General features: G+C 42.0%; 10 protein-coding genes. 9 read left to right on the top strand and 1 reads right to left on the bottom strand.

All coding sequences use genetic code 11. The features are described from left to right. Positions 1-6: 6 nt before the first annotated feature. Positions 7-1,668: an energy-dependent translational throttle protein EttA gene (gene ettA / locus A9J31_RS05920; RefSeq protein ID WP_067763035.1), complete on the bottom strand. Its 1,662-nt coding sequence runs from the start codon at positions 1,666-1,668 to the stop codon at positions 7-9. Positions 1,669-1,986: 318 nt separating this feature from the next. On the opposite strand from ettA, the gene A9J31_RS05925 reads away from it, so the two are divergent. The 9 genes from A9J31_RS05925 (at position 1,987) to A9J31_RS05970 (ending at position 15,221) form a co-directional block, all read left to right on the top strand. Further along, a complete protein-coding gene (locus A9J31_RS05925; RefSeq protein WP_067763037.1) occupies positions 1,987-3,264 on the top strand; it encodes an O-acetylhomoserine aminocarboxypropyltransferase/cysteine synthase family protein in 1,278 nt (425 codons plus the stop codon). A 418-nt stretch (positions 3,265-3,682) separates the two neighbouring features. Beyond that, positions 3,683-4,570 carry an SDR family NAD(P)-dependent oxidoreductase gene (locus tag A9J31_RS05930; protein ID WP_067763039.1) on the top strand — a complete coding sequence of 296 codons (888 nt, stop codon included), beginning with the start codon at positions 3,683-3,685 and terminating at the stop codon, positions 4,568-4,570. A gap of 121 nt (positions 4,571-4,691) precedes the next feature. Then, positions 4,692-6,002: an FAD-dependent oxidoreductase gene (locus A9J31_RS05935; RefSeq protein ID WP_067763041.1), complete on the top strand. Its 1,311-nt coding sequence runs from the start codon at positions 4,692-4,694 to the stop codon at positions 6,000-6,002. Between the two features lie 97 nt (positions 6,003-6,099). Beyond that, positions 6,100-6,882 carry a bifunctional phosphoribosyl-AMP cyclohydrolase/phosphoribosyl-ATP diphosphatase HisIE gene (gene hisIE, locus A9J31_RS05940; protein WP_067763043.1) on the top strand — a complete coding sequence of 261 codons (783 nt, stop codon included), beginning with the start codon at positions 6,100-6,102 and terminating at the stop codon, positions 6,880-6,882. A 9-nt stretch (positions 6,883-6,891) separates the two neighbouring features. Further along, positions 6,892-8,394: a UvrD-helicase domain-containing protein gene (locus tag A9J31_RS05945; protein WP_067763259.1), complete on the top strand. Its 1,503-nt coding sequence runs from the start codon at positions 6,892-6,894 to the stop codon at positions 8,392-8,394. A gap of 49 nt (positions 8,395-8,443) precedes the next feature. Beyond that, a complete protein-coding gene (locus A9J31_RS05950; protein WP_067763045.1) occupies positions 8,444-9,856 on the top strand; it encodes an AAA family ATPase in 1,413 nt (470 codons plus the stop codon). 349 nt (positions 9,857-10,205) lie between these two features. Next, positions 10,206-13,046, top strand: a complete 2,841-nt coding sequence (locus A9J31_RS05960) for a monovalent cation/H+ antiporter subunit A (protein ID WP_067763049.1) — start codon at positions 10,206-10,208, stop codon at positions 13,044-13,046. Between the two features lies 1 nt (position 13,047). After that, the gene (locus A9J31_RS05965; RefSeq protein WP_067763051.1) at positions 13,048-13,413 is read left to right on the top strand and encodes a Na+/H+ antiporter subunit C; all 366 of its coding nucleotides are present in this window, start codon (positions 13,048-13,050) and stop codon (positions 13,411-13,413) included. Continuing rightward, on the top strand, positions 13,413-15,221 hold the full coding sequence (locus tag A9J31_RS05970) for a monovalent cation/H+ antiporter subunit D (protein WP_067763053.1): 1,809 nt from the start codon (positions 13,413-13,415) through the stop codon (positions 15,219-15,221). The genes A9J31_RS05965 and A9J31_RS05970 overlap by 1 nt, the downstream gene beginning before the upstream one ends.

A 15,221-nucleotide genomic window follows, 5' to 3' on the forward strand; every position in this document is an offset into this window, starting at 1 on the left:
TGGAACTTAGTTACCAATTTTGCGGTATTTTTGACGCTTCGCAACAAGGTCATCACCATCACGTTTACGACGGAATTCTTCAAATTCATGGTAGTTACCCGTGAAGAATTCTGGTGTTTCACCTTCAAATGACAAGATATGTGTTGCAATACGGTCTAGGAACCAACGGTCATGCGAGATCACCATCACTGTACCTGGGAATACAAGAATTGCATCCTCAAGTGCACGTAAAGTTTCGATGTCCAAGTCGTTTGATGGTTCATCGAGTAAGATTACGTTTGCGCCCATTTGTAGGATTTTCGCAAGTTGTAAACGGTTACGTTCACCACCTGACAATTGACCTACGCGTTTTTGCTGATCTTGACCTTTAAAGTTAAAGCGACCGATATATGCACGAGATGCAATTTCGTAGTCACCAATCTTCAAGATATCTAAACCGCCAGAAACTTCTTCCCAAACCGTTTTGTTATCATCTAGTGTGTCACGAATCTGACCCACGTAAGCCACTTTTACTGATTCGCCCAGTACCACAGTACCAGTATCAGGTTGTTGCTCACCTGTCATCATACGGAATAGTGTGGTTTTACCCGCACCGTTCTCACCCACAATACCCACAATGGCACATGGTGGAACAACAAATGATAAGTCTTTATAAAGCGTACGATCACCAAACGATTTGCTGATGCCTTCAACTTCTACAACCTTATTGCCTAGACGTGGACCAGGTGGAATGTAGATTTCTGAGGTTTCGTTACGCTGTTGGAATTCACGAGAGTTAAGCTCTTCAAAACGCTCCATACGCGCTTTGTTTTTCTTTTGCTGACCTTTGGCATTTGAACGAACCCATTCAAGTTCTTTTTTCAATGCTTTAGCAAAAGATTCTTCTTGCTTCTGTTCTTGCTCTAAACGCGCATTTTTCTGCTCTAACCAAGAAGAGTAGTTACCTTGGTATGGAATACCCATACCGCGGTCAAGCTCAAGAATCCATTCAGCAACGTTATCCAAGAAATAACGGTCATGCGTAATGGCAACGATTGTACCTGGGAAGTCTTTCAAGAAACGTTCCAACCATGATACTGAAGAAGCATCCAAATGGTTCGTAGGTTCGTCTAGAAGCAACATGTCCGGTTTAGACAATAACAAGCGGCAAAGTGCTACACGGCGGCGTTCACCACCTGACAACTTAGATACGTCTGCATCCCAAGCTGGAAGGTTTAACGCAGCCGCAGCTTGGTCCATTTGGTTCACAATGTTGTGTGCATCCCAAGAATGGATAATTGCTTCTAACTTCTCTTGCTCTTTTGCAAGTGCATCAAAGTCAGCATCTTCAGCTGCATATTCAGCGAAAACTTCATCTAAACGTGCAAGAGCATCAAGTGGTTCACGCAAACCATCTTCCACGTTACCACGTACGTCTTTGGTTTCGTCCAAAGGTGGTTCTTGCTCAAGGTAACCAATTTTGATACCTGGTTGCGCACGTGCTTCACCTGAGAAATCTTTATCTACGCCCGCCATAATACGAAGCAAGGTAGATTTACCTGCACCGTTTAGACCAAGCACACCAATTTTTGCGCCTGGGAAAAATGATAAAGAGATGTCTTTTAGGATTTCGCGTTTCGGCGGAACCATTTTCGACACACGGTTCATCGTGTAAATATATTGGGCCACGTAGGACTCCTCAATAGTCAAACCATATACGGAACAACATAAAGTTGCCCCTGCTCAAATGAGCGAAAAAATAATCGACTATTATACGCATAAAGTCGCGAAAAAATAAGGTTTCACACGCGGCTTCAATGCATTGTTACAAGTTTAATGCTGGATAAAAAATAATCACGATATTTTTAATTCAATTTCACTCATCTTTAGCTGAAATTTATTCATATATATGAATAAATTTGCTAAATATTTTACAACATATGCACTTTTACTTATATAAATAAATGATAGACTGATTAAAAATTAACTCACAAAGATGAAGTAAACATGACATATAAAGATGAAACTTTAGCGATTCACGCAGGGTATACCCCGGAAGCAACCACCAAAGCTGTTGCGGTTCCGATCTATCAAACAACATCATATTCGTTTGATAATACTCAACATGGGGCAGATTTATTTGATTTAAAAGTTCAGGGTAATATCTACACCCGTATTATGAACCCAACCACTGCAGTGCTAGAACAACGTGTTGCAGCACTCGAAGGTGGTATTGGTGCATTGGCTTTGGCTTCAGGTATGGCGGCAATCACCTATGCCATCCAAACCATTGCCGAAGCAGGTGACAATATTGCTTCCGTTTCGACGCTTTATGGTGGCACATATAATTTATTTGCCCATACCCTACCAAAGCAAGGCATTGAAGTTCGATTTTTCGATTATCAAAATCCCGAAGCCCTGCGTAGCCTCATTGATGAAAAGACCAAACTGGTTTTTGTCGAGTCGATTGGCAATCCACTTGGCAATATTATTGATTTAGAAGCCATTGCAAAAATTGCGCATGAATATGGTGTGCCTGTCATTGTTGACAATACGGTTGCAACTCCAGTCCTGCAAAAGTCTTTTGAATTTGGTGCCGATATTGTGGTGCATTCATTGACCAAATACATTGGGGGTCATGGTAATTCCATTGGTGGCATTATTATCGATAGCGGTAAATTTCCATGGGGTAAATACCCTGAGCGCTTTAAAGCATTGAATACACCTGATCCAAGTTATCACGGTGTCAACTATGTCGAGGCATTAGGCGAAGCCGCTTACATTGCCCGTGCACGCGTAGTGCCACTACGTAATACCGGTGCTGCGATTAGCCCACATAATGTTTTTTTGATTCTGCAAGGCTTGGAAACTTTAAGTTTACGTATGGAACGCCATACTGAAAATGCGCAAAAAATTGCAGAGTATTTGCAAGCGCATCCAAAAGTGAAATGGGTCAATTACGCAGGTTTAAAAGATCATCCGCAGCACGCTTTGGCGCAAAAATATGTGAAAGGAAAACCTTCAGCTATTCTCTCTTTTGGCGTACAAGATGGTCTTGCAGGGGGCACACGCTTCATTGATGCGCTGCAACTCTTTACACGTTTGGTCAATATTGGCGATGCGAAAAGCTTAGCGTGTCATCCAGCAACAACCACGCATCGCCAACTTAATGAAGAAGAATTAAAAGCAGCTGGAGTAAGCATCGATATGGTTCGTCTGTCGATAGGCATTGAGCATGCTGATGATTTAATTGCAGATTTAGAGCAAGCATTGGCTCAAGTTTAAATTAGAAAAATCAACAAGGCCTCTGTATTGAGGCCTTTTTTGTATGAATTAAAAATCTATTTCTCTTACTTTTCAAAAATTAAATTACTAAAAATTTCATTTTAAAAACTGCTCAAATAAACAGCACGGTCATCCGTATGCCATTTACAAATTTAGATTTATTATTTTGACTAAAATATTTGTATCTATGCTTTGCTAGAAAGCGCTTCTCTTTCACGGATTTATATGCTAAAAATCGCTTAACGCGCTATTTTATTTTAGAGTAAAAACTCTAAATTACACTGGATTATCAATAACTTATATTCTAGCTTTTTTTATTTAAATCGTTATCATACAGCTCATCAAAAATAGCCTTCCGCTTGACGCCAACAGGCCGATAAATGACTACAAAAATATGGATTGAACAGGGAACCTTATTGTGAATTCAAGACTCGAAAACCGCTTTGTTGACCGTGTAAACGGCAAAACCATTTTGATCACAGGTGCATCTAGTGGTATTGGTTTAACCACAGCTCATCGCCTTGCCAATGCAGGTGCTCATGTTCTATTGGTTGCTCGTACCAAAGAAACGCTGGATGCCGTTAAACAAGAAATTGAAGCCAGTGGTGGTAAGGCTGATGTCTTTCCATGTGACTTAAATGATATGGATTCGATTGATGCCGTTGCACAACAGATTTTAGCGTCAGTCGATCACATTGATATTCTGATTAATAATGCAGGCCGTTCAATTCGTCGTGCTGTGCACGAATCTACGGATCGCTTCCACGACTTTGAACGTACCATGCAGTTAAATTATTTTGGTGCTGTACGTTTAGTGATGAATTTATTGCCTAAAATGATGATTCGTCGTGAAGGCCACATTATCAATATCAGTTCGATTGGAGTGTTGGCGAATGCAACGCGCTTCTCTGCTTATGTAGCTTCGAAGGCCGCGTTAGACGCGTTTAGTCGTTGTTTAAGTGCAGAAGTTCATTCTCACAACATTGCAATTACTTCGGTGTATATGCCTTTGGTTCGTACACCAATGATTGCACCAACAAAAATTTATAAATACGTACCAACACTTTCGCCAGAACAAGCTGCTGATTTAATTGCATATGCGATTGTAAAACGCCCGAAAAAAGTGGCAACAAATTTGGGACGCTTGGCATCCATTACCTACTCTATCGCGCCGGACATCAACAACAAACTCATGTCGATTGGTTATAACCTATTCCCAAGCTCTTCTGCCTCTGTTGGACAACAACAAAAGTTGAATTGGGTACAAAAAGCATATGCTCGCTTATTCCCGGGTGAGCATTGGTAATCAGCTAACCCACCAAATAATTTAAAAGTCCCATTTGGGACTTTTTTTTATTCGTCTTGAGTGTGCTTTTTTGCTAGATTGAAGCTATAGCTTAAAATAATGACTTAACTCGATCAAAAGAATGAAAAATCTAAATATTGCTATTATTGGTGCAGGTACGGCAGGTTTAGCTGCTGCATCACTCCTAGCAGCACAAGGTCATCACATCCATCTGTATGAAAAAGTCAGTGAACTTGAGCCTGTGGGTGCAGGATTACTGTTACAACCCGCTGGACTCGCCGTTTTTGAACATCTGGGTGTATTAGAACATGCACTGACACTGGGTACGATGGTCAGCGGTTTAGAAGGCCAACTTTCTGGTGGTGACCTGCTGATTAATAGCCATTATAAACAAGCAGATCCACGTTTCTATGGTTTAGGGATTCACCGTGCCACCTTATGTCATGTACTCGAGTCCAAAGCCCGTGAATATACCAATCATATCGAATGGCATATGCAGCACGAGATTGCTGAGTTAGAGCAACGAGATGATAGCGTCAGTTTAATTGGAACAACTCAGGGCTATTCATTCACCCACCGTTGTGATTTGGTACTGATCGCCAATGGCGCACGTAGCCAACTTCGGCCACAGACATGGGTTAAGTTAAATAAGCCTTATCCATGGGGTGCCAAGTGGATTATTGTGCCGGAATGTGAAGTACTTAACCCTCAAATCCTACATCAGTTCTATCATCGCTCGAACATCATGATGGGTGTTATGCCCACAGGAGCGGTTCCGAATCAGCCTGAACAACGCCTCTCGAGTATTTTTTGGAGTTTGCCAAGCAATCAACTTGAAAGTTTTCTACAAACACCAAAACAGCAACAACAATGGCTGCATGATGTTTCAAAACATTGGCCTAAAGTAGCCGAATGGCTAGAACATCTCATTCCACACGCAGATCATCAGCAAGCTTGGCTCTCGGCCAACTATCGTGATGTGGTTTTAAGTAAACTTGGCGAGGGTCGAATTGGTCTAATGGGTGACGCAGCACATGCCATGAGCCCTCAACTTGGACAAGGCGCCAATATGGCTTTACTAGATGCATGGGCGATCAGCCAGGCCGTAATGCAAATAAGCCAAAGTAATCAGGAATTCAACCACGAAGCGCTTTGGCAGCGATATCATGAACTGCGCCTATCATCGGTTCGTTTTTATCAATTTTTTAGTCGCTTACTAACGCCATTTTATCAGTCGAATCATGCTTGGACGGGCCCCTTACGTGATCTTTCTTTTCGCGCAATGTATCAACTGCCCTTTTTCCGTAAGGAAATGGCCATCACCATTTCAGGACTAAAAACAGGTGCATTTGGACAAATGAATTATGCTGATATTGCGCGTAGACCCATCATTCAGACCAACGAGCTACTTGTCGATTTAAAATTTGATTAAGATTTAACTCCCCATCAAAGACACGATGGCTTACACTATGGGGTTGCTACTGACCTTGTAGCTTTTTAATTTTTGAATATTATTTGGTGAAATTCTCATGAACAACGTGCAATGGCTCGATGAAGTAAAATTTAACGAACAAGGCTTAGTGCCTGCTATTGCACAGCATCATCAAACAGGTCGAGTGTTGATGGTGGCATGGATGAACCGTGAAGCTTTAGCGCTAACTGCTGAGAAAAACCAAGCGGTGTATTTCTCACGTTCACGCAATAAGTTATGGCACAAAGGCGAAGAGTCTGGTCATTTTCAAACTGTACATGAAATCCGCTTAGACTGTGATGCGGATGTGATCATTCTACAAATTGAGCAGCATGGTGGTATCGCCTGTCATACCGGTCGTGAATCTTGCTTTTACCGCAAATTGACACCAAATGGTTGGGAAATTGTGGATGCACAAATTAAAGACCCAAGCCAAATTTATGGTGAGAAATCAACAAATCCACATACGCTTGCTATGAATGCCTCAAATGCGACTTCAGAGCAAGTAGATGTTCTGTCATACCTAGGTCAGATGATGGCGGAGCGTAAAAAAGCGGATCCAGATTCATCTTATGTGGCGAAGTTGTACCATAAAGGCCTAAACAAGATTTTAGAAAAAGTCGGCGAAGAAAGTGTTGAAACCATTATTTCTGCCAAAGACTTTAAAAATGAAGCCAACGAAGATCATAAAAATGATTTGATCTATGAAGTGGCTGATTTATGGTTCCATACCATTGTGATGTTAGGTTACTTCGACCTCGACCCTCAATTGGTGTTAAATGAATTGGCACGCCGTCAAGGTTTATCAGGTTTGGTTGAAAAAGCCAACCGTAGTCACTAAGTCTTGCCTGTGTCAGATATTAAGAAACCGACCGCCACCTATGAGCAAGCAACTGCCATAGATAACGCACGCTTGGGCAAATCTTTTAAAGTGATTGCCTATGCTGGCACAGGTAAAACCACCACACTGCAAATGATCAGTGATGCCATGCCGCAGCGGCGTGGTATGTACTTGGCATTCAATAAAGCCATTGCGACTGAGGCACAAAACCGTTTTCACAACCATGTTGACTGTCGTACGTTCCACTCTTTGGCCTATCGCAGTGTTCCACGTGGAGTGACGGATAAACTACGCTTACCCCGTTTAAGCCCAAGTTTTATTGCCAAAGAATATCGTCTTAGCCCAATTACCTTACGTCGCATGATGGGTGGACGCTATGAAAAATATGTGTTGATGCCGTCACGCCTTGCTAGTTTGGTGGCTAATGCTGTGAGTTATTTCTGCTCCACCAGTTCACAGTACCCAGCTCCACGCCATTTACAAGCGCCGAGTTGGTTACATCCAGATGATATTACTGAATTACAAAAGCATTTATATCCAGCTGTAGAACGACGTTGGCTCGAATCCATCGATCCAAATCATGCTGCGGGGATTGGTCATGACATTTACCTAAAATTATGGGCTTTGTCTGAACCGAATATTCCTGCCGATTATGTCTTGTTTGATGAAGCACAAGACGCTGATCCATTAATGCTGGGAATTTTACTTAAACAACGTAATACCCAAGTTATTTATGTCGGTGACGCACACCAACAAATTTATGCATGGCGTGGCGCTGTCAACGCGATGCAGCAATTACCCTTACCCGAGTCTCGTCTAACAACATCATTTCGTTTTGGTGAAGAAATTGCTTTTAACGCCAATGCCTTACTAGGCGCACTCAATGAGACAGTGCCTTTACTTGGCAATCCACATGTCAATTCCAAAGTGGTCAACAAGCCCCACACCAAAATGCGGGATGCTATTTTATGTCGCACCAATGCACGTGCCATGGAATTACTCTTAGCAGGATTAGTCAAAGGCGAGAAAGTAAGTCTACAAGCCGATCATGCACGATTAAATCGTTTTGTTGATGCAGCCGCGATGCTGAAACAAGGCAAGCGTGTGGTCGATGTACCTGAATTGGCATGGTTTAACTCATGGCATGATGTACATGAATACTGCGAAACCAATGATGGTAGTGACATTAAGCCCTTGGTGAAATTGGTCGACGATCACGGTACAGATCCGCTCAAAAAAGCATTAGCGAAAATTACCCCAATTGATCAAGCTGATTACATCATTTCGACTGCACATAAAGCCAAAGGTTTGGAATGGGATCGTGTGCATATTGAAGATGACTACCAATTTAAGCTAAATGAAAAAGACTATAAAATTAGTGACGAAGAGTTACGATTACTTTACGTTGCCTGCACACGTGCTAAAGTAAGCTTAAATATCCATCATATTTATGATTTGGTGCAGCATTTAAAACGACAAATGCCCAAGTCCTTAGCTCAAGCCGTCAGCTGATATGATGTATAAAAAGGTGAATAAACAATAAGTCAGTAAAAGGTGCATTATGAAAATAGATTCAATCCAACTTAAGCACACCCTACATTTTACTGACATCAAACTTAATTTTAATTATCACGATCTCCCTATTACTTTAATTTTGGGTGATCAAGGCTCAGGGAAAACCTCTCTATTACGTTTTAGCTATCAAGCGCTCACATGGTTTGCTGCGCGCTATAAAGACTTACGTACCGCAGGCGTAGTCATGCTCGATCAAGATATAATGTTGGCGCGCTTACAATCTAAACTCGATATTCAGGTTCACTTTCCCGAAGAAATTGGCTCTTTTCAACCCTCAAGTGACCAACGAGAAATCGACCCACAAGCCTGTTCATGGCAATTGTATAAAACCTTAAATAGCCAAGCGGTTGGCATCAGTAAAGTCGAAACACAGCAACTCGAAAGTATGGTGAGTTTATATCAAAAGGCATTAAAGGCAGACCCTTTGCTTGGACTGCCATTAATTGCCTACTATCCTGCTGAGCGATTTGTAAATGACGTCAATATTCTCAATAAAAATAACCCAGCCATTTTTCAAGCTGCACATGCTTATGAGATATCTGCGATTCCGTTTACCACCTTTATTCGCTTTTTTGAGTGGTTTCGTGAAATTTCTGATATTGAAAATGCACAAAGTGCACAACTCATTCAAGACCTTCTCAATCATAAAAGTGCCGTACAAGAACAAAGCAATGAAACCACTGGTTTCTTTAGCCAAAAGCTCATGCAAGCGCAAGCTGACTTGCACGCCCCTGCTTTACGTTCACTGAAACAAGCCCTGCAAATAGTATTGCCCGAAATCAGTAATATTTATCTGCAATATCATCCCAAATTGCAGATGATGGTGACTTATCAAGGTAAAGAAATGTTGTTCCAACAACTTTCAAATAGCATTCGTAACCTAGTCGCATTAGTTGGTGATATCGTCCGCCGTATATGTTTGCTCAATCCACACAGTCTATATCCTTGCCAAGAAGGTGACGGTATTTTATTGATTGATGCGATTGATCATCAGCTCGATCAAAATATGGCGCAAAGTATTCTGACACGATTGAATGAGGCTTTCCCGCGCTTACAAATCATTGCCACTGGTAATCGACCTGAATTATTGGAACAAGCTTCTCGCTTTCAATGTCTGCATTTGGTCAATAAAAAACTCAATCGCATTGAACCTGAGAAAATGCAGGAAACCTATGAGCAAATTTATCAACAATTAAAGCTCGACCAAGTGGATCACATTGAAGCCAAAGAAAATGATGACAAAGCTGCGAGTGTCGAATTAAAAGAACCGCAACATTCAACTGAAAATCTGCAAAATATACTGCAACAAATTCAAACTCAATTATCTGAATCTCAGCAACAAGAACTCATTCGATTATTAACGCAAGCTGGGGACCAAACCACTCCCCAAACGCTCTGATCAATAACACAATGACATTATTTCAACCCCAACAAAACAGTTAAACTAATTGCCGCCTAAATAAACAATATGTCCAAGGCTAAGCCCCAGACATTTTTCGTAGGCGTATAATCGTCATGTGCATCATAAAAAGATTGATGTTGTTTTACGCATGTAATATGATCGGTTTTATTTGCAAATTTCATAGTAACATCGGAATTTGCTATCGTTTCACAAGCTGCGCAACACAGCTTGCTTTTAATTTTTTTGACACACATGGCTTTCAAGATTGAATTTTTGGACTGCTCCTTGCTGTCCTGTAATCCTTGAAAGATGAGATTCACCTAGGTTTCACAACCTAATCATGACAATGGATACGAGTGTGCTACCGATTATTATATTGTTACCGTTAATACTGGGCACAACACTTGTCTCGTGGTTGAAGCAATTCTCTCGCGGGGTAGTCGCTTTCGGGGCGATTGGCGTTAGCCTCAGCAGTCTCATTTTACTTCTGACCCAAGCCAAAGACGTATTTAATGGGCAAACGATCATTCAAACTTGGCCATGGTTAAGCCAAGCTGGGATTGATTTTAGCTTTCGACTCGATGCTTTAGGTTTACTATTTTCACTGTTGATTACTAGCATCGGCACGCTGATTTTTATTTATGCCTACTATTATTTAAGCCCGAAAAACTCACTCAGTAAACTTTATGTTTTGCTCATGCTGTTTATGGCAGCCATGCTCGGCATTTCATTGTCTAATAATTTAATTTTATTACTTATTTTCTGGGAACTGACCAGTATTTCATCCTTCCTATTGGTGGGGTATTGGAGCAACTACGAAGCCGCACAGCGCGGCTCGCGAATGGCATTAACCATCACAGGTATGGGCGGCTTATGTATGTTGGGTGGCTTTGTGCTTTTGGCACAAATCACAGGCACTTATCAAATCGACCAAATCTTAACGATGGGCGCTGAAATCCAACAACATGCTTTATTTGTACCGACCTTATTGCTGATTTTAATGGGTGCATTCACCAAAAGTGCGCAGTTCCCATTCCATTTTTGGCTACCGAATGCCATGGCTGCACCAACGCCAGTATCTGCCTATTTACACTCTGCAACGATGGTCAAAGCCGGTATCTTTTTATTAGCGCGATTGCTCCCTATTTTTGCAGGTGCAGCGCTTTACCACAACATCGTCACCTTTATTGGTTTATTTACGCTGTGTATGGCGGCCTTCTTTGCTATTTTTAAAGAAGATTTAAAAGGCTTACTCGCTTATTCAACGATTAGTCATTTAGGTTTAATTGTTTGCTTGCTCGGTATTGGATCACCGCTAGCCGTTGCTGCCGCGATATTCCACATCATTAACCATGCAACGTTTAAAGCTGCCTTGTTTATGATTGCAGGGATCATTGACCATGAGTCAGGCACACGCGATTTACGTAAGCTTTCAGGCTTATGGCAACTGCTCCCGTTTACAGCAACCTTAACCATGATTACCGCTGCATCAATGGCAGGTGTCCCGCTCACCAACGGCTTTCTTTCTAAAGAAATGTTCTTTACGGAACTTTTGGCCAATCTTTCTGGCCCAGTAATGGTCATTTCTGCCATCGTTGCGACATTTGCCGGTATTTTTGCGGTGGCATATTCGGTACGCCTTGTCCATGGCGTATTTTTCGATGGTCCACTAGGTAAAGAAGTTCCAAATAAAGATGCTCATGAGCCACCTTTTGGCATGCGTGCACCTGCAACGCTGCTCGCAATACTATGCATTTTAGTTGGTTTAGCCCCTGCCCTATTACTTGAAAATATCGTCAATAGTAGTACCCGTTCAAGCATTCAAAATGCTGCCTTTGAAGGTACACATTTAGCGATTTGGCATGGCTTTAATACTCCTTTATTGATGAGCGCAATTGCCCTTATTGGTGGATTGATTTTCTATTTCTCACTCGCAAAAAATGGCAAATTACGCAAAATTGATTTAGACCCTACGCTTGGAAAGCTCCAAGGCAAAGTCTTATTCGAGCTGTTCCTTAAGCACTTATTGCTGACCTCACGTAAATTCCGTCGCTTTACGGAAAATGGCAAATTACAAAGCTATTTATTGTGGATCGTGATTTTTACTGTCGCATTAGTCACAGTGCCATTTTGGATGCAAGGCATCGGCACAGGAACACGTGAACAAACCCATGCCTCTGCTATAGCAATCGTACTCTGGTTATTACTCTTCTCTGCATGCTGGATGATGTTGTGGTTCCACCATGAACGCATTAAAGCCGTACTGATTAGTGGTGCGGTTGGCCTTGTCGTGACCATGGTCTTTATTTGTTTCTCTGCGCCTGATTTGGCTTTGACACAAATTACCGTTGATGTGGTCACCACTGTGTTGTTGTTGATGAGTTTGTCTTTATTACCACAACTCACCCCGTATGAGTCGAGTGTCTCTCGTCGTTGGCGAGATGCCATCATTGCAATCATTGCTGGTTTAGGGATTGCATGGATTTCATGGTTAATTATGACCCGTGACCACAATTCAATTTCGTGGTTCTTCATGCAACAATCGATTCCACTGGGTGGTGGTACCAACGTAGTTAACGTTATTTTGGTCGATTTCCGTGGCTTCGATACCTTCGGAGAAATTACCGTACTTGGCATCGCTGCAATTGGAACATTGTGCATGATGGATGGGATGCGTGCCCATGGCACAACGATTACTCAAGGTTTAACTTTCCGATTTAATCCTTCGCCACTGATGTTTCGTATCACCTCATCATGGATTTTACCTCTGGCTTTGGTGGTAAGTTTATATATTTTCCTACGCGGCCATAACTTACCCGGCGGGGGTTTTATTGCTGGCTTAATCACCTCATTGGCATTGGTCATTCAATATATCGCGCTCGGTCAAGACCGTGCAGAGCAGCTGATTGGTGCCAAGTCTGGTCGCTTATATGAAGTTTGGATTGGCATTGGCCTAACAGTTGCGGGACTAACAGGGATCGCCGCATGGCTATGGGGACGTCCATTCCTGACCAGTGCACATATCTATGTCTCACCGCCTATTTTGGGTGAAATGCATTTAGCATCTGCCGCACTATTCGATACAGGTGTTTACATTACAGTGGTCGGTGCGACCATGTTAATGATCTCAGTATTAGGCGACTCGCGTCACTCGAGCATGTCTGGTCCAGTACCAAGAGGGGAATAAAATGATTAGTTTAGAATTTTTACTTGCCTCTGCCATTGGGCTTTTAACTGCAACAGGCGTATATCTTATTCTTCGTGCACGTACATTTCCGGTGGTGCTCGGACTTGCCATGATTGGCTATGCTGTAAATTTGTTCTTATTTGTGATGGGACGAATTACAGTAAATGCACCAGCCGTTTTGACCGAAACAACCAAAGCGACCGACCCTTTACCACAAGCATTGGTATTAACCGCAATCGTAATTGGTTTTGCCACTACCGCTTTTATTGTACAGCTTGCATTACGCAGTCGTTATGAAACTGGAACAGACCACGTTGACTCAAAAGAAGAAATACCGCAGATTGACCCACGGGAGGATGAGCCTTAATGACTAATCTCATCCAATTTGGGACTACACATAGCCCCATTTTTAGTATTCTAATTCCTGCATTCACTGCTTTTATTTTGGTGTTATTGGGCAATCCAGGTTCCGGCTCTTTGGCACACGATTGGCGTCAACCGTGGCGTCGTGGTATTAGCTATGTTTCTGGATTACTCGGTCTGATCACGGCTATTAGTTATCTCGTTATTGCTGAGTCGGATCAAGTTTTGGTTTATAACCTGAGTGAATGGGCTGCACCATTTGGCATTGTACTGGTACTAGATCGATTATCGGCATTTATGTTGGTATTAACCTATGCACTGGCTGTACCAGTGATGTGGTTTGCCAGCAAAGAATGGGACGAACGTGGACGTTATTTCCATGCAATGTGCCATTTCCTTTTGATGGGTCTCTGCGGTGCATTCTTAACAGGCGATTTATTTAACCTATTTGTATTCTTTGAAATTTTACTGATGGCTTCCTATGTCCTGTTACTGCACGGACAAGGCAAAGCACGCTTTCAGTTAGGCATTCATTACGTCACTATCAACTTGTTTGCTTCTGCCCTGTTCTTGATTGGCCTCGGCATGATTTATGGCAGTGTCGGCAGTTTGAATATGGCTGATGTTGCACGGTTAATGCCACTGCTTGAATCTGATCAACATCGATTGGCCGTAGCAGGCGCACTGCTGCTATTTATCGTATTCGGGATTAAAGCAGCCATGCTGCCTGTCGGTCTTTGGTTACCAAAAACTTATGCTGTTGCAACAACCCCTGTAGCCGCGCTGTTTACCATCATGACCAAAGTCGGTATTTACGCCATTATTCGTGTTAACGGTACTGTGTTCGATGATGCTTTAAGCCGTGAAATTTTACAGCAATGGTTATTACCAATTGGTTTGATCACATCACTGTATGGTGCTTATGGCGCCATCGGTACAGATCGCTTACGTCGCTTTGTCGGCTTTATGATTTTGTCTTCAGTCGGTACTATTTTAGTGGCGGTATCACTATTCAATACCGATGCATGGGCTGCCGGTCTATATTATTTAATTCATAGTACCGTGATTGCTGCGGCATTTTATATTTTATCCGGCTGGATTACCTCGCAACGCGGTGAATTTAAAGATCACTTTAAAATTGCACCACGAATGAAACAACATAATGCAGTTGCAATGTGCTATTTCATTATTGCTCTGATGATGGCTGGCTTACCACCATTTAGTGGCTTCCTAGGCAAAGTATTTATCTTGCAAGCAACAGCAAATTCACCGTACCAAATCATCATTATTCTGTGTATTTTATTGGTAAGCTTATTAAGCATTATGGCTTTCACACGTGTTGGTTTCGTTTTATTTTGGCGTGCAACCCGTCCCGAAGAAGATATAAATACTGAGGAATATCAACGCTACCAAGCTTTACCAAATCGTGCACCATTACGTAATGATAAGACCATTTATTTACTCTTGGCTGGTCTGATTGCCTATATGGTCTTTGCTGCACCGATTTATGACTACACCCTAAAGACCGCACAGCAAATTCAAAACAATGCGTTGTATGAAGATTTGTTATTGAAAAAAGATGAACAAGGCGAAGTCATTAGTGTTCAACCTTATGATCCTGAAAATTTACCTGAAACCAAGTATGGTGGTGAATCAGCGGATCCAAATGCGCACTTAATCCCTGTGTTAATCTCACCAGAAACATTACAAGGTGAACATCTTTCTGAGTACAAACAACTTCAGATTTTGGAACAAGATGCGGAAGAACAACAACCTGACGATACTCAACTAAAACCAATGGAGGCACCTTAA

It is taken from the genome of Acinetobacter gandensis (assembly GCF_001678755.1).
In the GTDB taxonomy this organism is placed as follows: Bacteria; Pseudomonadota; Gammaproteobacteria; order Pseudomonadales; family Moraxellaceae; genus Acinetobacter; species Acinetobacter gandensis.

Excerpts from the sequence above, each read along its gene's own strand:
- hisIE (WP_067763043.1), top strand. The coding sequence starts at position 6,100 with ATGAACAACGTGCAATGGCTCGATGAAGTAAAATTTAACGAACAAGGC.
- A9J31_RS05965 (WP_067763051.1), top strand. The coding sequence starts at position 13,048 with ATGATTAGTTTAGAATTTTTACTTGCCTCTGCCATTGGGCTTTTAACT.
- A9J31_RS05960 (WP_067763049.1), top strand. The coding sequence starts at position 10,206 with ATGGATACGAGTGTGCTACCGATTATTATATTGTTACCGTTAATACTG.
- A9J31_RS05935 (WP_067763041.1), top strand. The coding sequence starts at position 4,692 with ATGAAAAATCTAAATATTGCTATTATTGGTGCAGGTACGGCAGGTTTA.
- A9J31_RS05950 (WP_067763045.1), top strand. The coding sequence starts at position 8,444 with ATGAAAATAGATTCAATCCAACTTAAGCACACCCTACATTTTACTGAC.
- A9J31_RS05925 (WP_067763037.1), top strand. The coding sequence starts at position 1,987 with ATGACATATAAAGATGAAACTTTAGCGATTCACGCAGGGTATACCCCG.
- A9J31_RS05970 (WP_067763053.1), top strand. The coding sequence starts at position 13,413 with ATGACTAATCTCATCCAATTTGGGACTACACATAGCCCCATTTTTAGT.